This is a genomic window from Amycolatopsis echigonensis, from assembly GCF_014174495.1.
Taxonomy (GTDB): domain Bacteria; phylum Actinomycetota; class Actinomycetes; order Mycobacteriales; family Pseudonocardiaceae; genus Amycolatopsis; species Amycolatopsis echigonensis.
Window position 1 is genome coordinate 21076 of the sequence record NZ_JACJHR010000080.1, and the last position, 18336, is coordinate 39411.

Sequence of the window (18336 nt, forward strand, 5' to 3'; positions counted from 1 at the left end):
TGAATTCTCAGCGCACGCCCTCGTCGATCGTCTCCAGCAGCCACTTCCGCAGATGTGCGCCCGTCGAAGGCGTGAAGTGGAGCCGGAATCCGCCGTCGGGCAACGGCTCCGAGAACGTCAGGTACCGGCCGCCGTCGGTGTCCACGAACGTCGCCGTCGAGACCGGCCGGAGCGTGCCTTGCCCTGGCCGCAGCGAAAGTTCGACGGTTCCGTGCCGGTGCAGCGGCCACTGCGAGTACCCCGCCAGCGCGTCGCGGTCCCGGCGCGAGGGCGCCGGAGGCTCGCCGTTGCGTTTCGCCGGCGGGGCTTGGGTGATCGCCACCGGGGAGACGGGCATCGCGGGATAAGGCGGGAACATGCTCAGCAGCAGATCGACCAGCCGTTCCGGCCGGACCTGGCGGAAGCGAAGGCCGTCGTCGACCTGTTCCGAGAACACGCCGAGGCCCTCGCCGATGCACGCGCGGTACAGCACGATCCCGGACGGCGGTTCGGCCGCGCGCACGATGATCAGCACGTCGGGCCTGGTCCAGGCGCGCAGGGTCGCTTCGACGTCCCGGTCGAGTTTCTCCGCGTCGGCGAGGCCGCGGCCGCGCAGAGCGTTCCACGCCTCGTCGGCCAGCCGGTTGTGCTCGGTCATCGTCGCGCCCGCGCTGCGGATCTCGAACGGATGCCACGACGCGGGCAGTCCGGTGCGCCGCACCGCCACGTCGGTCTCGGTCCAGCCCAGGGAGAATTCCTCCGGCAACGTCCCCGTCCCCTCGCGCACGAAACAACCCGCACCGAGGGTAGCGGAACGCGCACGACGATCAGCCGCTCGTGCGAGCGCACCCCACAAGGAGGGTGGCGGAAAGGTCCGAAATCGAGCTTAGACTCGGGCTCGTCGAAGAAGACCGCCACGGGAGGCACCGATGCCTGACGCGCCCGCACTGCCCAGTTACGCCTCCGGGACCTCCAGCGTCCCCCTGCTCGGCGACACGATCGGGGACAATTTCGACCGCACGGTGGCCGCGTTCGGCGACCGGGACGCGCTCGTCGACCGCGAGGCAGGCGCCCGCTGGACCTATCGCGAACTCGCCGCCGAGGTCGACACCCTCGCGCACGGGCTGCTGGCGTCGGGCATCGGCAAGGGCGACCGCGTCGGCATCTGGTCGCCGAACCGGGCGGAATGGACGTTCCTGCAGTACGCGACGGCGAAAATCGGCGCGATCCTGGTCAACATCAACCCGGCCTACCGTTCGCACGAACTGCAGTACGTGCTCAAGCAGGCCGGCATCCGGATGCTCGTGGCCGCGGACAAGTTCAAAACCTCCGACTACGCCGCGATGATCGAGGAGGTCCGGCCGAACTGTCCCGGACTGGAAGCGGTCGTGCTGCTCGGCACCTCCTCGTGGACCGACCTGATGGAATCCGGCCGCGGCGGCGACCCGGAGCGGCTGGCGAAGCAGCAGGCCGGGCTGTCCGCGGACGATCCGATCAACATCCAGTACACCTCGGGCACCACCGGCTTCCCCAAGGGCGCGACGCTCAGCCACCACAACATCCTCAACAACGGCTATTTCGTCGGCGAGCTGTGCAATTACACCGAGGAGGACCGGGTCTGCATCCCGGTGCCCTTCTACCACTGCTTCGGCATGGTGATGGGCAACCTCGCGTGCACCAGCCACGGTGCGTGCATGGTCATCCCGGCCCCGGCGTTCGACCCGAAGGCCACGCTCGCCGCGGTCGCCGCCGAACGCTGCACGTCGCTGTACGGCGTGCCGACGATGTTCATCGCCGAACTGAACCACCCGGAGTTCGTGACGTTCGACCTCGGCTCGCTGCGCACCGGCATCATGGCCGGTTCGCCGTGCCCGGTCGAGGTGATGAAGCAGGTCATCGACCGGATGGGGATGACTGAGGTGTCCATTTGCTACGGGATGACCGAGACGTCGCCGGTGTCCACGCAGACCCGCGCCGACGATTCGGTGGAGCGCCGGGTGTCCACCGTCGGCCGGGTCGGCCCGCATCTGGAGTCCAAAGTGGTCGATCCGGAAACCGGGCTGACCGTGCCGCGCGGAACTCCGGGCGAACTGTGCACGCGCGGCTATTCGGTGATGCTCGGTTATTGGGAGGAACCGGAAAAGACCGCCGAGGCGATCGACGCCGCGCGCTGGATGCACACCGGCGACCTCGCGATCATGGACGACGAGGGCTATCTCAACATCACCGGCCGGATCAAGGACATGGTGATCCGCGGCGGCGAGAACATCTACCCGCGCGAGATCGAGGAATTCCTCTACACGCACCCGGACGTGCTGGACGCCCAGGTGATCGGCGTGCCGGACGTGAAGTACGGCGAGGAACTGATGGCCTGGATCCGGATGCGCGAGGGCGCGGAACCGCTGACGACGGAGGCGGTGCGCGAGTTCTGCCAGGGGAAGCTGGCGCATTACAAGATTCCGCGTTACGTCCACGTGGTCGAGGAATTCCCGATGACGGTGACCGGGAAGGTGCGGAAGGTCGAGATTCGCGAGCAGTCGGTGACGTTGCTGGGATTGGAGCAGGCGGCCGCGCAGAAGCACGCGTGAGGGAGTTCGGCGGCCGTCCGATGTGGACGGTCGCCGGTCCGGATGCGCGTGGGGTGCGGAGCGGGCGGCGGTGTGCGGCGTCGAGATGTGCGAGCAGTCGGTGTCGTGACCGGGTCCGGCGGCCGTCCGATCTGGACGGCCGCCGATCCGGGTCAGGCGGAAGCGGCCGCGGCGGCTTCGGCGAGAGCCTTTTCGTCTTCCTCGCCGAACGTTTCCTCGAGCTGTTCAGGCGAGTAGTCGAGGTCGATCTGCTCGACCGGCGTGCCCCGCGCGGATTCGATCGCACCGAGGCGGCGCTGGGCGCGGTCGGCGGCGTATTGGACCAATTCCTCGGGGTCGTTGTCGAACGGGACTTCCTCGAATTGGTCCTGCACCCACTGGATCATGCCGAGCGCGTGTGGCAGCAGTTCGCCCATGCGTTGCTGGACGGCGTCCCACATCGCGTCGTCCGCGGCGACGTGCCTACGGCAGGTGAACGTGCCCCACGCCATGTGGCGGCGTTCGTCGTCGCCGATGCGGCGCACCAATTCCTGCATTCCCGGCAGGATCTGGTTCTGCGTGCAGATCAGCTGCCACGAGTAGTACCCGGTGAGCGCGAGGCTGCCTTCGATCACGTGGTTGTACGTCACGCTCGCACGGATCTGGTTGAGCGGACTGGGATCGTCCTCCAGCGCGCGCAGCGACTGCGGCAGTTCCTCGTAGAAAAGCTTGCGGTAGTGCGGGTTTTCCGCGACGTAGGAGTGCAGGTCGTCGTCCAGCCCGACGGCGTCCATCCAGCGCCGGAAGACCTCGACGTGCTTGGCTTCCTCGAAACAGAACTGCGTCAGGTACATCTCGTCGCCGAACCGGCCGGTGGCCGACATCGCGCGCATGAACGGTTGGATGTCCTCGGTCACCGCCTCCTCGCCCGCGATGAACTGCGCCACGAGGTAGGTGGTCGAGCGTTGCTGTTCCGGTGTCAGGCTTTCCCAGCCTTCGCGTTCCTTGCTGAAATCGAGGTCCGCCGGGTTCCAGAACTTCTTGTTGCCCTTGACGAACAGCCGCAACGGGAACGAGTCCCAGTTCAGCCCGCCCTTGCGCAGGGACGAGAATCCGCTGCGCAGCTCCGGAAGCGTCTCGGTCATGACTGGCCCTCTCGTTTCACTCCATTGTGGACGAATTGGTCGATGGCGGGGGCGAGCACCGCGAGGACCGACTCCGCGGCCTCGGACGCGGAATGCGTCGGCAGCACCAGGTGGCTGAGCGACAGCCGGACCACCGTTTCGGCGAGCAGAGCGGCGGATTCCGGGGTGAGCCGGGGCTCGAGTTCGAGGTACTGCCGCGCCGCGAGATCGGCCGCCGCGGTGAGGATCGGCTCGCCGCGCGAGGTCAGCAGCGGAAGCAGGTCCTCGCCGGCCTCGGTGCCGAGCGCGGCCGCGATCAGCCGGTTCTCCCTGGCGTGTTCGATGGTGTAGACGACCGCGCCGCGAATGCCCGTGAGCAAACTCTCGGCGTCCTCGAACCGGCAGCGGATGCCGTCGAGGAATTCCGCCGCGACGCGCAGCGCGACGGCCTGCGTGAGCGCCGCCTTGCTGCCGAACTCGTTGTAGACCGTCTGCCTGCTGACCCCGGCTTTCGCGGCTACATCGGCCATCCGGAGGCCCTGATGGCCGCGGTCGGGGAGCAGGTCCGCGGCCGCGTCCAGCAGTGCCTCGCGAAGCGTCGCTTTGGTCCGCTCGGTGAAGCTGGTCACACCGTCAGCTTGACACAGGATGAATCTGTGTCAAGAACCTTTACCTGGATGGTGCACGTGTACAGCAGCCGGCCGGAACTGTCGGTGCGGACAGCTACCGTGTGGGACGTGGGCATCACGGTGGGGTTCGACCTCGACATGACATTGATCGACCCGCGGCCGGGCATGGTCGCGGCGATGAACGCGCTGGGCGAGAAGTCCGGGCTGCCGTTCGACGGGGAGGCGTTCGCCTCGAACCTCGGGCCGCCGCTTGATCAGGCGCTGCGCGAGTTCGGCGCGCCGGAGGACCGGATTCCCGAGCTGATCTGGCAGTTCCGCGAGCTGTACCCGGAGCTGGTCGTGCCGAGCACGGTCGCGCTGCCCGGCGCGGCCGAGGCGCTGCGCGCGGTCCGGGCAGCTGGCGGCCGCACGCTCGTGGTCACCGGCAAGTACGCGCCCAACGCGCAGCTGCACCTCGACGCGCTGGGCCTGCGAGTCGACGCACTGGTGGGCGAGCTGTGGTCCACGCAGAAGGCCGCGGCCTTGCTCGAACACGAGGCGCGGGCATACGTCGGCGACCACCTGGGCGACGTCCGGGGTGCGCGAGCGGCCAACGCGCTGTCCGTGGCCGTGGCGACCGGGCCGTGCACCCGCGAGGAGCTGGCCGAAGAGGGCGCGGATGTCGTCTTCGACTCGCTGGTCGATTTCCCCGAGTGGTTTGCCCGGACGTTCGTGGAGACCGTGGTCTGATCCGGCGATAACCGCAGGTCAGCCGTGCTTTCCGGCGCGGGCTTCCTGGATCAGGGCGATCAGCCCGAGCAGCAGCCCGAGCGGGGTGATCACGCCGGCGGCCGCGCTGAGCCACACCGGCAGGTTCTCGAATCCGGCGGCGAACAACACGAACACCGTCGCCACGGCGAGCATGCCGATGGCGAACAGGCCGATGCCGAGCCGCATGAGGATCGGTTTGCCGGTCTGCTTCGCTGCCTTCTCCATGGGGGTGAGAGTAACGGGACTATCCGCTTCTCCCCAGCGGCTGTGGCGAGATACGCTTGTCTGACGCGCGCCTCGAGTTCGCTCGGGGCGCGTTCGTCGTGACCTGCACAGCAGAAGGACTGGTGAGGGAAGTGCCGACCGGCAAGGTCAAGTGGTACGACGCGGAGAAGGGGTTCGGCTTCGTCACGCAAGACGGCGGTGCGGACGTCTACATCCGCAAGGCCGCGCTGCCCCACGGCGTGGAGGGCCTGAAAGCCGGGCAGCGGCTCGAGTTCGGCGTGGCCGACGGCAGGCGCGGACCGCAGGCGCTCTCCGTCCGGCTGCTGGACCCGCCGCCGTCGGTCGCCGAGGCGCGCCGCCGTCCCGCGGAGGAGCTGCACGGCCTCATCGAGGACATGATCAAGTTGCTGGAGCTGAGGGTCCAGCCGGATCTGCGGCGCAACCGGTACCCGGATCGCAAGAACACCAAGCAGATCGCGGAGATCATGCGCGCCGTCGCGCGCGACCTCGACCCGTGATCGAGCGCGCCTGAACAACGGCGAAGGGCTCCGTGCGGAATCTCCCCGCGCGGAGCCCTTCTCTGTGGTGCCAAGAATCAAGCAGGCTGTACCTGCAGCGACCACAGCGCCGTCGTGACCGCTTCCGCGTCGTTCGGGTCGCCGGTCCGGCTGATCACCGATGCCTGCGCGATCTCGACCACCACGATCTGGTCGTCCTTCGCGGGCGGGGTCGCGGTGTAGGCGTAGCGGTCGCGGGAGGTGATGATGTCCTCCTTGAGCGGCTGGGGCTGGCCCTTGCCGTTCACGTACTGCACGGTGACCTTCCACGGCGTCTCGGCGATTTCCTTCGGCACCGAGATCTGCACCGACCGGCCCGGCCGCACCTTGAGCTTGCCGGTCGCGGCGGGGTTGGCCGCGCAGACGCCGGATTTGATGTCGCAGTTGCCGATTGGGGCGACGTTGACCGTGTGCCCGTCGGCGTAGAAAGTCACCTCGGCCGGACCCGGCGCGGAACAGCCGGCCACCGCGAAACCACCGGCCGCGAGCACGGCCACCACCCGGGAACGTCGCATGGCCCGAGATTACCGGCGGCCTCGCGCGGGCCCGGGAGCGGGGAAGCTGCCGGTCGGCTCTGGGCGCAAGGGACGGTTGCCGCCGAGTCCGGGCAGGAGCGAACCGCCGCGCTGCACCAGGAATGTCTGGGCCAGCCCGAGCGCCAGCAGGAGCGTCACGACCAGGAAGCCGATCCAGTACGTCGGCGGCAGCAGCAGCCCGACCGCACCGCCCATGCACCACGACAGCTGCAGCACCGTCTCCGAACGCCCGAACGCCGAGGCGCGCGACTGCTCCGGCAGGTCCTCCTGGATCACCGCGTCGAGGCTGATCTTCGCCAGCGCACTGGCCGTCGCGCCGATCAGGCCGACGATCGCCGCCGTGGCGAGGCCGGGCAGCAGTGTCGCGACCAACGTCGTCACGACACACGCCGCCACGCAGCCCACGATCACCTGGTCCGCCGAACCGAAGTGCAGCCGCGAACCCAGGGCGTTGCCGATGAACCCGCCGACGCCGGCCGCCGCGCCGATGATGCCGAGCAACAGCAGTTGCACGAACGGGCTGTGTCCGGCGTGCTCGGTCTGCGCCTTCACCGCGAAGGCGGCGAACATCATCAGGAACCCGGTCAGGACGCGCACGGAACCGTTGCCCCACAAGGCAACGACGATGTGCCGGCCCATCGGCTGGCGGCGCCGTTTCTGCTTCGGCTCCGGCCGTGCGGACAGCGACGTCGGGACCTCGCCCTCGGTCACCTCGACCCACGACGGGATCCGCATCGACTGCACGGCCGCGGCCACGCAGATTACGGCGGTGAACCACAACGCGCCGGAGGAGTTGCTGAGGCTGCTCACCCCGCTGGCCAGCGCACCGAACACGCCACCCGCGACCAGGCCGAACACGGTGATCCGCGCGTTGGTCTTCGACAGCGTGATCTCCGGCGGCACCACGCGCGGCGTGACCGCCGCCTTCAGCACGGTGAACGACTTCGACAGCACCATCATCCCGAGCGCCGCCGGGTACAGCAGCCAGTCGTCGAAATGCAGCGCCATCACCACGGCCATCAGGCCCTGCCCGATCGACGACACGCACATCGCGAGCCGGCGGCCGCGCTGGATCCGGTCCAGCGCCGGGCCGATCACCGGCGCGACGAGCGCGAACGGCGCGATCGTGATCAGGAGGTACAGCGCGACCTTGCCCTTGCTTTCGCCGCTGGTCGCGGCGAAGAAGAGCGTGTTGGCCAGCGCGACCGCCATCGCGGCGTCGCTGGCGTAGTTCAGCATCACCGCGTACATCAGCGAGGTGAGGCCGGACTTGTCCGCGCCGTCCGCCTTGGTGGCGCGCTGGAACGCGCCAATCGCCTGTCCGCTCAGCTGACGGCTGCGCAGCGCGGCGACCCGCGTGACAGTGAGCTTCTTCGGCAGCTTGGGGATCGACCCGGCACCGGGCGCGGCGGTGGTGCGCAGCTCGTCGTCCTGCTCCGGGACGACGCGTGGCTCGCCCGCGTAACCGCCGGTGTCGTAGTGCTCGTAACCGGCGGTGCCGGGACGGTCGTCGTACGGCCGCGGGTGGACTGGCTCAGTGCGGTGCTCGCGCGGAGGGTACGGCCGGGCGCCCCGCGGAGGCGGCGGACGGTGTCCCATCGGGGCGGCACCGGTGGGCGCCTCCTCGGCGTTCGGCGGGAACGGCGGCACGTCGTCGTAGAACGGGCTGCGTCCGGGATGCGCACGAGGCGGCTCGCGACGCGGATCGACGTGCTCGGTCCGCGGTTCGGCCGGGCGGCCGCGCGGCGGTTCGGCCGGGATGTGCTCCGGACGGGCCATCGGCGGCTCCGGCGCGTACTCCGGCGGATTCTGGCGAAGGCGCTGGTCAGCGGCGTGATCGACCCGGGTCGGCGGGGCCTCGCGCCACGGGCGGGCCTGCGCCGCGCCGGGCTCGGGCGTCCAGCGGCGTTTCTTCCGGCCGCGGCCTTTGCCCGACTGCCCGCCGAGGGGGCTGTCGGAACCGGAGCGCGAGCTGAAGAGGGCCACGGTTCAATCCTGCCTCATCGAGGTCCCGCGCCGCCCGCTCACGTGCCGGTTCGCTGATTTTCCGGGACGAACTTCACGCGGAACGACGACGGCCACAGCTTCCCGGTGAGGAGGAATTCGTCCGTGCCGGGGATGGCGGCGATGCCGTTCAGCACGTCCTCGCCGGGACGGGCCGGGGTGCGGAGCTTGCTGGCGTCGATCTTCGCGGTGATCCGTCCGGTGTTGGCGTCGATGCGCAGGATGGTGCCGGTCTGCCAGACGTTCGCGTAGACGGTGTCGCCGACGCACTCCAGTTCGTTCAGCTGGTCTTGGCCGACCTCGACGGAACCGGTGACCGCAAACGTTTGCGGATCACGGAAGGTGAGCGTCGACGACCCGTTGCTCATCACCAGCCGCCCGTTGGGCTGGTGACAGAGCCCCCATCCCTCGCCGTCGTAATGCACGCGCCGCAGCTCGGCGAGCGTCTGCGAGTCGCGCTCGATCGCGATTCCGTCGCGCCAGGTCAGCTGCCACAGCTTCGGCCCGAGCACCGTGATGCCCTCGGCGAACAGTGGCGACGGCAGCGTCACCTGTTTGGTCGGTGCGCCCCCGGCGGGGCCCGCGGTGAGCGCGGACTGGCCTTCGAGCCCGCGACTCTCGTACAGCGTCGTGCCGGAGTACTCGAGCCCTTCGGTGAAGGCCGTCGAGTCGTGCGGCAGCGTGCCGAGCACCTCAACGGTGAGCTGTTCGGGCTGGACGGGCGGCAGCGGTTGGGTGCCCGCGCACCCGCCGAGCACCGCGGCGGCTACCAGGGGCCAGACGATCCGGGTTCGCACGAGGAACAGCCTGGCACGGGCGGCGCGGATGCGTGCGGCACAATTGGGGGTATGACGCTGCTGTTGACCCTGGACGACGGCTCTCTCCACCGGAAGCTCGCGGACGCCGTGGCGATCGCGCGGGAGGCCGTGCTGGAGGTAGCCCCCGCTGACCAGGTCGGCGAGCACGTCGGAGTGGAGCGCGAGGACGCGGTTTCCGCGAGCCACCTTTTCGAGGCCACGGTGCCCGGATACCGCGGCTGGCGCTGGTCGGTCACCGTCGCGGTGGCCGGGCCGGACGAGCCGGTCACGGTGAGCGAGCTGGTGCTGCAGCCGGGCCCGGAGGCCTTGGTCGCGCCCGCCTGGGTGCCGTGGGAGCGGCGGGTGCGCGCCGGCGACCTCGGCGTCGGCGACCTGTTCCCCGCGGACAAGGACGATCCCCGCCTCTCGCCCGCGTACCTCCAGTCGGACGACCCGGCCGTCGAGGAAACGGCGATGGAGGTCGGCCTCGGCCGGGTCCACGTGCTTTCGCGCTACGGCAGGCTGGACGCGGCCGCCCGCTGGCACAGCGGCGAGTTCGGCCCGCGTTCGGACATGGCCCGCAGCGCGCCCGCGACCTGCGGGACCTGCGGTTTCTTCGTGCCGCTTGCCGGGTCGCTGCGCGGTTCGTTCGGCGCCTGCACGAACGACATCGCGCCCGCGGACGGGCATGTCGTGGACGTGGCTTACGGGTGCGGGGCGCATTCGGAGGTCCGGGTCGAAGTCACTTCCTCGGTCCCGGTCGCGGAACTGGTTTACGACGATTCGCTGATCGACTTCGCGCCGGCGCCAGAGGCAGCTCCTGAGCCGAGTGCGGTCGCGGACCCGGCGGTCGTGGAAGAGGCGGCGGCCGCGGCAGCGGAGGAGACCGCTGAGGTCGCGGTGGTGGAGCCGGAGGCGGCTGCGGAAGTGGCAGTCGAGGAGGCTGCTGCTGACGTGGCTCCGGACGCGGTTGCCGAGGAGCCTGCGGTCGAGGCCGAGGAGCCGGTGGAGAGCGCGGACGTCGTCGAGGCTTCGGCGGCGGGCACCGCTGCGGACGTGGTCGTCGAGGCAGTCGCGCCGGAAAGTGCTGAACCGACGGCGACCGAGGACGAGTCGTCCGCGGCTGCGACCGCCGAGCAGGAAGAAGCGTCCGGTCACGAGGACTCCGCGCAGCAGAGCGACTCCGACGGGAGCGATGTCCTCCGGTGAACGAAGTCGCCGGGGGAGCGGCTGATCCTTTCGGGACAGTCCGGTTGCGGGAAGCGGTTCTGAGCGCCTGGCGCGATTCGCCCACCCGCTTCACCGAGGACACCAACTCCGAACGCGACCTGCGCGTCGGCGCGTATCGCGACCGGTTGTTCGTCGAACTGGCGCAGAACGCCGCCGACGCCGCGCAACTCGCGGGCGAACCGGGGCGCATCCGAGTGTCCGTTGTGGACGGTGAACTGCGGTTCGCCAACACCGGCGCCCCGTTGGACACCCGAGGCGTCGAATCGCTGGCGTCCTTGCGGGCCTCGGCCAAGCAAGGAACGGTCGGCCGCTTCGGGGTCGGATTCGCGGCGGTGCTGACTGTCACCGACGAGCCTCGCGTGGTCTCCACCTCGGGCGGGGTCGCGTTTTCCGCGCAGCGCACCCGGGAGGAATCCGGCCGGGACGGCGACGTTCCGGTGCTGCGGCTGCCGTTTCCCATCACGGAACAGCCTGCTGACGGATTCGCCACCGAAGTGCGGTTGCCGCTGCGGGAATCCGGGCAGGGGCTGCTCGACGGCCTGGCGAACGAGATCGAAGACCTTCTGCTGGCCCTGCCGTGGCTCGCCGAGGCCGAAGTGGACGGTCGCAAGTGGACGCGAAGCGGCGAAGAGATCGTCGAGATCACTTCGCCGACCGGGCAACGGCGTTGGCTGAAGCACGGAGTCTGGGCGGTCCCAGTTGACGCCGACGGAGTGCCGCAGCCGCTCGAGGACGATCTGCTGCACGCGCCGACGCCCACCGACGAAGGATTGTCGCTCCCGGCTCGGTTGATTGCCGAAGTGCCGCTGGAGCCGTCTCGTCGCCGGGTGCTTCCTGGCGCGGAACTCACTCGCGCGCTGGAGAACGCGGCGAGTGAATACGTCGAGCTGGTGCGTGCGGTCAAGGCAGAGCACCGGCCAATCCTGGTGCCTGCCGCGGGTTTCCCGCAGTCCGCTGTGGACGCGCAGTTGAAAGACCTGGTGTACGCCGCGCTCGCGCAGGAACCCTGGCTGGCCACTGTGGACGGTCAGGAAGTCTCCGGGCAGCAGGCGCGGGTGCTCGACATCGACGGGCTGGCTCCGCTGCTGGCCGACGTCATTCCGGGTCTCGTGCGGGCAGACCCGCGGTTGCTCAAGCCGGTGTCCGCGCACCTTCTCGGCATCGGTGACGTCCTCGAAGTCCTGACCGGCATTGACCGCGAACCCGACTGGTGGCGGAAGCTGTACGCGGAGCTGGCGGTCGCGATCGAGAGTCACGCGCTCAGCGCGAATCAACTGGACGGGCTGCCGGTTCCGTTGTCGGACGGGCGGACGTTGCCGGGCGTCAAGGGCGCGCTGCTCGTCGACGGCAGCAGCGAACTGCGCGAGCTTCTATCCGATGTGGACGTTCCTGGTCTCCGGCTGGTGCACCCAGGCGCGGCGCACCAATTGCTGGAACTGTTGGGAGCCAAGCACGCTGACGCGCGTCAGCTGCTCGAAGCGGAACAGCTGCGGTACGCGGTGGAGCACAGCGTCGCCGACGTTCAGTCCGGTTTGGACGGAATGAACCTCGCCGGTGCGGTGCTCCGGCTCGTCACGGATTGCGGTGATCAGGCACCGGAGTGGATCGGTGCGTTGGCGCTGCCCGCGGAGGACGGCTGGCGGCGCGCGGACGAGCTGGTGCTGCCGACGTCGCCGTTGCTGGACGTGATCGACCCCGAGGTATTCGAACCCGACGGCGCGCTTTCCGTGCTGGACGAGGAATTCGCCGAGGACTGGCCGACCGAAACCCTCGTCGCCGCGAAGGTGCTCGATTCGTTCGCCGTCGTGCTGGACGAGGAACCGCACGAGCCCGACCACAACCTGCCGGACGAAGAGCAGTGGTGGGATTCGTTCGAGCAGCCGCCGACGACCGTCGTGTCGATCCGGGACCTCGACCTCGTCGCGGACGACGCCTGGCCGGACGCGCTCCGGCTGATCGCGTCCCGTCCGGAAACGTGGCAGGCGCTGCACAGCCCGGACGGCCACGCGGGCTGGTGGCTCGCGCGGTACGCCCTGCTGGCCGGGGAAGCCCCCGGCTCGTGGCGGCTCGCTTCGGCGACCGAGCTGGCCGGGCTGTACGACCCGGTGCCGGACCTGGACCTGAGCGACGATCTGCTCCGCGCGGTCGGCGTCCGGACCGGGCTGGAGCTGGAGACCGCGGAAGACGTCACCGATCTGCTCGAACGGCTCGGTGATCCGCAGCGGACGCCGACGCCGGGGCTGGTGGCCCGCGCACACGCGGCGTTGGTGGCCGCACCGGTAGACATCGCCGAGGTCGACGCGCCCGCACGAGTTCGCGCGGCGGACGGAAGCGTCGTCGAGGACGCCGTGGTGCTGGACGTGCCGTGGGTCGCGGCGGCCCTCGACCCGGCGAAGATCGTCGTCGCGCCGACCGAACCGGAGCGGCTGGCGGAACTCCTCGACGTCCCGGTCGCGAGCAGCCTCAAGGCCGAGCTCGACAGCACCGGCGAGTACGTCGCGTGGGCCGACCTGCCCGCCCTCGCGCTCGCTGCGGACCAACTCGGCATCGCAGTGCCGGACGGCGGCGTGCTGCTGCACGACCCGCTCACCGTGACCGTCGACGGCGAAACCGCTGAGGTGCCGTGGTGGTCCGACGACCGGCTGCACGCCGCGGACACGTCCGAAGGGCTGGCGCGCGCCTTCGCCTGGGCGAGCGACCACTGGGCCGAGCGCTACCGCATCACCGCGCTGCTGGAAGACCCCGCGCCGCGCACCCTGCTGAACTGACGTCCGCGAAGCCGGTCAAAACCGGCGAGAACCTCAGAGCCGCTGCGCCGACTTCGACCCGCGCCGAGCCGCCGCGCGCTGCCAGAAAATGATCCCGAACCCGATGAACCCGAGCGCGATCCCGGCGAGACACGTCTGCACCCACACGCCCCCGCTGGTGAAGAAAAGCACCACGAGCGCGACAAGCCAGAGCGCAGTACCTACGATCACCACCGGCGTCAGGTCGGTGAGCCGCTTCGGCAGGTCCGGCGTGTGCCGCAAGGCGGCCGGAGCGTCCGGGGCACTGGTCGGTTCGTCCACGACGCAGAGCTTACCCGGACGGAAACAGCGAGACAGGCGGGCAAATGGCGGAGCAGCGCGAACGGACCGGGTCCACTCTGGACCGCTTCTTCCGGATCAGCGAACGCGGGTCGAGCCCCGGACGGGAGATCCGCGGCGGCGTGGTCACGTTCGTGACGATGGCCTACATCGTGGTCCTCAACCCGTTGATCATCGGCAGTTTCGCGGCCAATACCCCGTCCGCGCACAAGGACGTGCTCGGCCACATCCTGCCGGTGCCGCAGGTCGCCGCGGTGACCGCGCTGGTCGCCGGCGTGCTGACGATCCTGATGGGCCTGGTCGCGAACTACCCGTTCGGCATCGCCACCGGCCTCGGCATCAACAGCCTGCTCTCCGTCACCATCGCGCCGCAGATGAGCTGGCCGGAGGCGATGGGCTTGGTGGTCATCGAGGGCGTGATCATCGTCCTGCTCGTGCTCACCGGGTTCCGCACCGCGGTGTTCCGCGCCGTGCCGCCCGCGCTGAAATCGGCGATCGCGGTCGGCATCGGGCTCTTCATCTGCCTGATCGGACTGGTCGACGCCGGGTTCGTGCGCCGGCTCCCGGACGACGCGCACACCACGGTGCCGGTCGGGCTCGGCATCGGCGGCTCCATCGCCTCGTGGCCGACCGCGGTGTTCGTCGTCGGGCTGCTGCTCACCGCGGTCCTCGTGGCCAAGCGGATCAAGGGCGCGATCCTGATCGGCGTGCTCGGCTCGACCGTGCTCGCGATCGTGGTCGAGGCGATCGTGAAGGCCGGGCCGTCGAACGGCACCGACCCGAAGGGCTGGAACCTCGGCTACCCGGCATTGCCGCAGAAGGTCGTCGGCCTGCCGGACCTGTCGCTGGTCGGCGACGTGTCCTTCGGCGCGTGGACCCGGCTTCCGATCATCACCGTGGTGCTGCTGGTCTTCACCCTCGTGCTCGCCGATTTCTTCGACGCCATGGGCACGATGACCGGCCTCGGCAAGGAAGCCGGACTGGTGGACAAGGACGGTCAGCTGCCGAACGTCGGCAAGGCGCTGTTCGTCGAAGGTCTCGCGGGCGCGGCCGGCGGGTTCGGCTCGGCCAGCTCGAACACGGTGTTCGTGGAATCCGCGTCCGGCATCGCGGAGGGCGCGCGGACCGGCCTGGCGAACATCGTGACCGGCCTGCTGTTCATCGCGGCGATGTTCCTGACCCCGCTGTACCAGGTCGTGCCGGTCGAGGCCGCCGCCCCGGCGCTCGTGGTGGTGGGCGCGCTGATGATGGCGCAGGTCCGCGACATCGACTTCACCGATTTCAAGATCGCGCTGCCCGCGTTCCTGACCATCGTGGTCATGCCGTTCACCTACTCGATCGCCAACGGCATCGGCGCCGGATTCGTGAGCTACGTCGTGATCCACGCAGTGACCGGCAACGCCAGGAAGGTGCACCCGCTGATGTGGGTGATCGCGGTGGCGTTCGTCGCCTACTTCGCCGTCGGGCCGATCCAGGCCGCGCTCAGCTGACCGGCGTAGACCGGCGGCGCAGGTCGTGAGGTATGCTAACTATATGTCCGGCGACCCGCACGAGCGTTCCTTGGCGAGCCGCTTGCGTCTCGCGGTGGTGCGGCTCAATCGCAGGCTCCGGGCACAGCGGGTGGCTGACGACGTGTCGCTCACGCAGATCGCGGCGTTGTCCACCCTGCACAAATGCGGTCCGCTGACCCCCGGTCAGCTCGCCGCGAAGGAAGGCGTCCAGCCGCCCTCGATGACGAGGGTCATCGCCGCGCTCGAGGAGATGGGGTTCGTCGAACGCAGGCCGCACCCGACCGACGGCCGTCAGGCCATCGTCGAGCTGTCCGACGACGGGCTCGCGTTCGTGCGCAAGGCCATCTCGGTGCGGGAGGCGTGGCTGGACCGGCAACTGGCCGAACTCGGCGAGGAAGAGCTCGAAGTGCTCTCCCGCGCCGCCGAGATCATCGACAGGATGGCGGGGAACTAGCACAGGTGACGACCACGGGTAGCGAAACAGCAGGATGTCCGGCCCAATCCACTGCTACCCGGGACACGGCACCGCCGCCGTCCAGTTCCGCCCCGCCCGGCCCCCGTTCCGCTCCGGCCGGGAAATCGTCTTCCGCACCGAAGACCAGCGACACCGCGGAAAGCACTGAAACCAAGACCAGGCGCACGATGTTTTCGTCGCTGCGCGTGCGGAACTACCGGCTGTTCTTCACCGGCCAGGTGATCTCGAACATCGGCACCTGGATGCAGCGCATCGCACAGGACTGGCTGGTGTTCACGCTGTCGGGCAACAACCCGGTGGCGCTCGGCGTCGCGGTCGCGCTGCAGTTCATCCCGACGCTGCTGTTGTCGCTGTGGGCGGGCGTGCTCGCCGACCGCGTCGACAAGCGCAAGCTGCTGATGATCATCCAGTCGGTGAACTGCCTGCAGGCCGTGCTGCTCGGCGTGCTCGACCTGACCGGCGTCGCCCAGCTGTGGCACGTCTACCTGCTGTGCGTGATGCTCGGGACGACCTCGGCGATCGAGGTGCCGACGCGGCAGTCGTTCGTCGCCGAGATGGTCGGCCGCGACCAGGTGGCGAACGCGGTCGCGCTGAACTCGTCGATTTTCAACATGGCCCGCATCGTCGGACCGGCCATCGCCGGATTCGCGATCACCTGGGTCGGCACCGGCTGGCTGTTCATCGCGAACGCGGTGAGCACGGTCGCGGTGATCACCGGGCTCGCGTTGATGAACCCGGCGAAGCTGTTCCGCGGCCCGGCGATCCCGCGCGCGAAGGGGCAGCTGGCGGAGGGCCTGCGCTACGTGCGCGGGCGGCCGGACCTGGTGACCGTGATGGTGCTGATGTTCTTCGTCAGCACGTTCGGCATCACCTACTTCACGTCGCTGCCGATCGTCGCCGCGAACGTCTTCCACACCCAAGCCGACGGGTACGGCCTGCTGTCGACGCTCGTCGCGGTCGGCACCTTCACCGGCGCGCTGGCGTCCGCGCGGCGCGGGGTCAAGAGCCGGCCCAGGGTGCGGCTGATGCTGGTGTCGGCGGGGCTGCTCGGGGTGTTCGAGTTCGGCACCGCGTTCATGCCGACCTACCTGGCGTTCGGGATCGGGCTGATCCCGCTCGGGTTCGCCACGATCACCTTCCTGAACACGGCGAACGCGCTGGTGCAGACGTCGGTGTCGCCGGAGATGCGTGGTCGCGTGATGGGCATCTACGTGCTGGTGCTGATCGGCGGGAACCCGATCGGCGGGCCGATGACCGGCTGGATGGCCGACGCGTTCGGCGGCCGGTCGCCGTTCTACATCGGCGGCGCGATTTCGGCGATCGCGGCGGTGGTGTGCGCGGTGGTGCTGATCCGGCGCGGCGGCGTCCGGTGGCCCCGACGGCTGGGCAACGGTCTGCGGATCCTGCCGCGGGAACGGGTCTGACCTGCGGGAATGGCTGGCGGGGCAGTGGAGACCCGGCGAAAGTCGTCACTCGCGCGGGTGAGACTGAGGTCTCCGGTGGGACAGCCTTGCTTCTACTGGTGAGGTTAGGCTAACCTCATACATGTCCGCTTCGTGGTGGGAGCGGCAGTCAGTTCGGGAACGGACAGAGCCCCGCACCCTGGGAACCCCGGGAGGCGGGGCTCTGTTCATGGTCGGGGCTGTTCCTCGTGAGGGCAAGGGCGTTCAGCGGGTGGATCGTGAGCGTTCACCGCGGCGAGAACCGCGGCGAACGCTCACGACGTGGTCAACGCGTCGCCGGAGGCACCGAGCGGATGCTCGCCCGGTCGCATCGGCAGACGGCGCAGCCGCAGGCCGAAGTACACGTGGTACGCCACTCGCACGGCCTCGTCGTTCGGCAGCAGCACTTCGTGCCGCACGCCGTCGACCGTCTCGATCAGCCGGTCTCCGGACAGCGTCACGCGGCCCTGGGCGGTCGGCCGGGAGCAGGTCAGCGTCTGCGTGAAGTGCGACTGCGGCGAAGTCGACTGCCACCACGCCATCGGCGCGAAGTCCGACAACTGCCGCGGGCGGCGCTCGAGGCGGTACTCGGGCTTGCCGTCGCGCAGGACGTCCACGTCGCCGTACGGGGCGTCCAGGAGGAGGTACTCGCCCTCCGCGTCGCACTGGGGTTCGACGGCGGACAGCGCCAGGGGTTGCCGGCTGAACCGGCCGAAACCGACGTCCACCAGATACTGCTCGTCGTCGAGCTGGACGAGGATGGCGGCGTGGTCCAGCGGCGGGCCGGGCACTCCGGAATCGTCGAAAACGCGGGCCGCGTGCAGCGTCGCGGCGAAGCCCAGCTCGCGCAGCAAGGCGGCGAAAAGACCGTTCAGCTCGTAACAGAAGCCGCCGCGGCGGTGGCGCACGAGCTTGTCGAAGAGTGCTTGTTCGGTGAGTTCGATGGGTTCCCCGAGGTGCACGCTCAGGTTCTCGAACGGGACGTGCATCAGGTGCCGCTCCTGCAGCACGCGCAGCGCGGTCAGGTCGGCCGCCGCGGGCACTGGGAGGTCCAGGCGGGCTAGGTAAGCGTCGACGTCCATGGGTTCCACTCTCACACCTCCAGTGCACTCCAGGTCAAGCGAAAAAACGGGGCCCGGCCGTTTCCCGGCCGGGCCCCGGGGGGCCGCGAGGGCCTCAGCTGAGCAGGAGGCCGTTGCCGCCGGCGACGGCGTTGTCGAAGCGCTTGCTGATCTCGGCCCAGTTGAAGATGTTCCACAGGGCGTTGACGTAGTCCGGCTTCACGTTCTTGTAGTCCAGGTAGAACGCGTGCTCCCACACGTCGACCAGCAGGATCGGCACGGTCGGCAGGATCAGGTTGTTGTGGTGGTCGCGCAGCTGCTGGGTGATCAGCGTCTTGCCGATCGGGTCCCACGACAGCGCGC

General features: G+C 69.4%; 18 protein-coding genes. 8 read left to right on the forward strand and 10 right to left on the reverse strand.

Annotated elements, in window-relative coordinates:
- Window positions 1-7: 7 nt before the first annotated feature.
- The gene (locus H5411_RS37115; protein WP_312878688.1) at window positions 8-766 is read right to left on the reverse strand and encodes an ESX secretion-associated protein EspG; all 759 of its coding nucleotides are present in this window, start codon (window positions 764-766) and stop codon (window positions 8-10) included.
- Window positions 767-908: 142 nt separating this feature from the next.
- Between H5411_RS37115 and H5411_RS37120 the strand changes: the two genes are divergently transcribed.
- The gene (locus H5411_RS37120; RefSeq protein WP_183126489.1) at window positions 909-2567 is read left to right on the forward strand and encodes an AMP-binding protein; all 1659 of its coding nucleotides are present in this window, start codon (window positions 909-911) and stop codon (window positions 2565-2567) included.
- A 152-nt stretch (window positions 2568-2719) separates the two neighbouring features.
- Here the strand turns inward: H5411_RS37120 and H5411_RS37125 are convergent, their stop codons facing one another.
- Both H5411_RS37125 and H5411_RS37130 read right to left on the reverse strand, forming a co-directional pair.
- On the reverse strand, window positions 2720-3691 hold the full coding sequence (locus H5411_RS37125) for a R2-like ligand-binding oxidase (RefSeq protein WP_183126490.1): 972 nt from the start codon (window positions 3689-3691) through the stop codon (window positions 2720-2722).
- Window positions 3688-4299, reverse strand: a complete 612-nt coding sequence (locus H5411_RS37130) for a TetR/AcrR family transcriptional regulator (RefSeq protein ID WP_183126491.1) — start codon at window positions 4297-4299, stop codon at window positions 3688-3690. The genes H5411_RS37125 and H5411_RS37130 overlap by 4 nt, the downstream gene beginning before the upstream one ends.
- A 108-nt stretch (window positions 4300-4407) precedes the next feature.
- On the opposite strand from H5411_RS37130, the gene H5411_RS37135 reads away from it, so the two are divergent.
- Window positions 4408-5028: an HAD family hydrolase gene (locus H5411_RS37135; protein WP_183126492.1), complete on the forward strand. Its 621-nt coding sequence runs from the start codon at window positions 4408-4410 to the stop codon at window positions 5026-5028.
- Between the two features lie 18 nt (window positions 5029-5046).
- Here H5411_RS37135 and H5411_RS37140 read toward each other — a convergent pair whose 3' ends face one another.
- Window positions 5047-5274, reverse strand: a complete 228-nt coding sequence (locus H5411_RS37140; protein ID WP_101437343.1) for a hypothetical protein — start codon at window positions 5272-5274, stop codon at window positions 5047-5049.
- A gap of 131 nt (window positions 5275-5405) precedes the next feature.
- Between H5411_RS37140 and H5411_RS37145 the strand changes: the two genes are divergently transcribed.
- Window positions 5406-5792, forward strand: coding sequence for a cold-shock protein (locus H5411_RS37145; protein WP_037361552.1), 387 nt, complete (start codon window positions 5406-5408; stop codon window positions 5790-5792).
- A 77-nt stretch (window positions 5793-5869) separates the two neighbouring features.
- Here the strand turns inward: H5411_RS37145 and H5411_RS37150 are convergent, their stop codons facing one another.
- From H5411_RS37150 to H5411_RS37160, 3 genes are read right to left on the reverse strand one after another with little or no spacing between them, the layout of a single operon-like run.
- Complete coding sequence (locus H5411_RS37150; protein WP_183126493.1) at window positions 5870-6346, reverse strand: DUF2771 family protein; 477 nt, start codon at window positions 6344-6346, stop codon at window positions 5870-5872.
- Window positions 6347-6355: 9 nt separating this feature from the next.
- A complete protein-coding gene (locus H5411_RS37155; protein ID WP_183126494.1) occupies window positions 6356-8353 on the reverse strand; it encodes an MFS transporter in 1998 nt (665 codons plus the stop codon).
- Between the two features lie 38 nt (window positions 8354-8391).
- Window positions 8392-9168 (reverse strand): glutaminyl-peptide cyclotransferase, encoded by a 777-nt coding sequence (locus tag H5411_RS37160; protein ID WP_183126495.1) that lies wholly within the window; start codon window positions 9166-9168, stop codon window positions 8392-8394.
- A gap of 51 nt (window positions 9169-9219) precedes the next feature.
- Between H5411_RS37160 and H5411_RS48035 the strand changes: the two genes are divergently transcribed.
- Both H5411_RS48035 and H5411_RS37170 read left to right on the forward strand, forming a co-directional pair.
- Entirely contained in the window at window positions 9220-10377 is a 1158-nt protein-coding gene (locus H5411_RS48035) for a DUF3027 domain-containing protein (RefSeq protein ID WP_246369795.1), read from the forward strand.
- Window positions 10374-13166 carry a sacsin N-terminal ATP-binding-like domain-containing protein gene (locus H5411_RS37170; protein ID WP_183126496.1) on the forward strand — a complete coding sequence of 931 codons (2793 nt, stop codon included), beginning with the start codon at window positions 10374-10376 and terminating at the stop codon, window positions 13164-13166. The genes H5411_RS48035 and H5411_RS37170 overlap by 4 nt, the downstream gene beginning before the upstream one ends.
- 33 nt (window positions 13167-13199) lie before the next feature.
- On the opposite strand, the gene H5411_RS37175 is transcribed toward H5411_RS37170, so the two are convergent.
- Window positions 13200-13427, reverse strand: coding sequence for a DUF2530 domain-containing protein (locus tag H5411_RS37175; protein WP_043827386.1), 228 nt, complete (start codon window positions 13425-13427; stop codon window positions 13200-13202).
- A gap of 83 nt (window positions 13428-13510) precedes the next feature.
- Between H5411_RS37175 and H5411_RS37180 the strand changes: the two genes are divergently transcribed.
- The 3 genes from H5411_RS37180 (at window position 13511) to H5411_RS37190 (ending at window position 16894) form a co-directional block, all read left to right on the forward strand.
- On the forward strand, window positions 13511-14974 hold the full coding sequence (locus H5411_RS37180) for an NCS2 family permease (protein WP_183126497.1): 1464 nt from the start codon (window positions 13511-13513) through the stop codon (window positions 14972-14974).
- A 43-nt stretch (window positions 14975-15017) separates the two neighbouring features.
- Entirely contained in the window at window positions 15018-15449 is a 432-nt protein-coding gene (locus H5411_RS37185; protein WP_009083883.1) for a MarR family winged helix-turn-helix transcriptional regulator, read from the forward strand.
- 188 nt (window positions 15450-15637) lie between these two features.
- Complete coding sequence (locus H5411_RS37190; protein WP_183126498.1) at window positions 15638-16894, forward strand: MFS transporter; 1257 nt, start codon at window positions 15638-15640, stop codon at window positions 16892-16894.
- Window positions 16895-17187: 293 nt separating this feature from the next.
- On the opposite strand, the gene H5411_RS37195 is transcribed toward H5411_RS37190, so the two are convergent.
- Window positions 17188-17994, reverse strand: coding sequence for an arylamine N-acetyltransferase family protein (locus tag H5411_RS37195; RefSeq protein ID WP_183126499.1), 807 nt, complete (start codon window positions 17992-17994; stop codon window positions 17188-17190).
- Window positions 17995-18088: 94 nt separating this feature from the next.
- A partial coding sequence (locus tag H5411_RS37200) for a Fe-Mn family superoxide dismutase (RefSeq protein ID WP_183126500.1) occupies window positions 18089-18336 on the reverse strand: 248 nt, incomplete at its 5' end.

What these genes read in the sequence shown, in the direction of transcription:
- H5411_RS37190 (WP_183126498.1), top strand. Translation starts at nt 15,638, where the DNA reads ATGTTTTCGTCGCTGCGCGTGCGGAACTACCGGCTGTTCTTCACCGGC.
- H5411_RS48035 (WP_246369795.1), top strand. Translation starts at nt 9,220, where the DNA reads ATGACGCTGCTGTTGACCCTGGACGACGGCTCTCTCCACCGGAAGCTC.
- H5411_RS37150 (WP_183126493.1), bottom strand. Translation starts at nt 6,346, where the DNA reads ATGCGACGTTCCCGGGTGGTGGCCGTGCTCGCGGCCGGTGGTTTCGCG.
- H5411_RS37120 (WP_183126489.1), top strand. Translation starts at nt 909, where the DNA reads ATGCCTGACGCGCCCGCACTGCCCAGTTACGCCTCCGGGACCTCCAGC.
- H5411_RS37195 (WP_183126499.1), bottom strand. Translation starts at nt 17,994, where the DNA reads ATGGACGTCGACGCTTACCTAGCCCGCCTGGACCTCCCAGTGCCCGCG.
- H5411_RS37185 (WP_009083883.1), top strand. Translation starts at nt 15,018, where the DNA reads ATGTCCGGCGACCCGCACGAGCGTTCCTTGGCGAGCCGCTTGCGTCTC.
- H5411_RS37180 (WP_183126497.1), top strand. Translation starts at nt 13,511, where the DNA reads ATGGCGGAGCAGCGCGAACGGACCGGGTCCACTCTGGACCGCTTCTTC.
- H5411_RS37140 (WP_101437343.1), bottom strand. Translation starts at nt 5,274, where the DNA reads ATGGAGAAGGCAGCGAAGCAGACCGGCAAACCGATCCTCATGCGGCTC.
- H5411_RS37125 (WP_183126490.1), bottom strand. Translation starts at nt 3,691, where the DNA reads ATGACCGAGACGCTTCCGGAGCTGCGCAGCGGATTCTCGTCCCTGCGC.